Below are 1,193 nucleotides of genomic sequence, written 5' to 3'. Positions count from 1 at the left end.
TATCCACGCCAGGTCCGCCAAAGAGAAGGCGTCTCCAGTCATGCTGCCTATGACAATTCACTATGAGAGGAGGCACTGCCGTGTGCACGGATTCAGTAAATTCTGCCAGCGATGTGCCGTTATCAACATCCATGGCCTCACCAGCCTGTGCAGTCGCAAGGTCATCAGGTTGCCACGTATTGCCAGGGCGATCGACACGACGCCAGAAATCAGCACCCGGAGCATTCGAGCAGGCTTGACCCGCCCTTTGAAGCTGGTCCCGGTGAGCCAGGACAATAATTTTTACATGTGTCCCCAGCGGCTGTTTTTGCTGTGCCTGTTTGCTGTAAATACTGGGAGAATCAGGGTCCAGAAGATCATTAAAGGCAGTAATTTCATCAGCCCTCATCTTACTGATATCAAGAACCAGCACCAGAGGAGAGGAATGCTTGAACAACTTGCCAGGATGAACCTGGTGACGGCCATCGTCTGCAATGGTCAGACGATGAACAAGATTATCCTGTTCAAGTCCATCGTGAGAATTCATAACAACAACGTCAGCATTCTGATGCTGTTTATTAATCGTTTGCAGAGTCAGTAAAACATCCTGATCAGAAGCAACAAATTTCAGGTCAAATGCAGGGGCTGATTGCAAGACAGGATTTAAAGCAGAAGAATGGCTGACCTGTTTGTCATGAATCGGGGAAGAGGAAGCCTTCTTTTTATCCGGACTTAACTGAGAGAGAATATGTTTGAATTTCGAGACTGAACCTGAATCGGAATTGCATCTTCTTTTTCCAGCGCCAAATGGCGCTTTACTATCTGGAGGTCTTTTCCTTGAGATAGAATGAAATGGCTGCATTTTTGATAACCCTTGTGCTGTATCCCCTGAACCACTGAAAATATCGACAGCACAAGCCATTTTGGGTTCCACACCTCCCTTCTTTCCGACCTGCTCGCCCATTACTTTCACATGATTGTGGCGAGTGAATTTTTTCGCTCTTCAAGGAACAGCGTCGGAAACGTAGCGGGCTACGTGACCAGAGTTGTACGCAGCTCACCAGTATCCAGTTTCAGTCCATTGATAAATTCCTGAGCGATAATCGTCAAATCGTTATTATCAAGAATCAGAGCACCATGGGATCGGAAAGCTGTTCTGAGGTAATGTCCGTAGATGTCCCACTTATAACGCCTTCTTATCTCTGTCATAAGCA

The 1,193-nt window shown here is 46.9% G+C and carries 2 protein-coding genes; both read right to left on the bottom strand.

Features of this window, described 5'->3' with window-relative positions:
- Positions 1–634, bottom strand: a 634-nt coding sequence (locus tag E1189_RS01570) for a hypothetical protein (protein WP_155158343.1), incomplete at its 3' end; no start/stop codon positions are given.
- A gap of 377 nt (positions 635–1,011) precedes the next feature.
- Positions 1,012–1,193: hypothetical protein (locus E1189_RS01565; RefSeq protein ID WP_230459972.1), on the bottom strand; the 182-nt coding region annotated here is incomplete at its 5' end.

The sequence above is a fragment of the Parendozoicomonas verongulae genome, assembly GCF_009711465.1.
GTDB lineage: Bacteria > Pseudomonadota > Gammaproteobacteria > Pseudomonadales > Endozoicomonadaceae > Sansalvadorimonas > Sansalvadorimonas verongulae.
The sequence above is the reverse complement of the archived record's forward strand: the minus strand, read 5'-3'. Positions and strand labels throughout refer to the sequence as shown.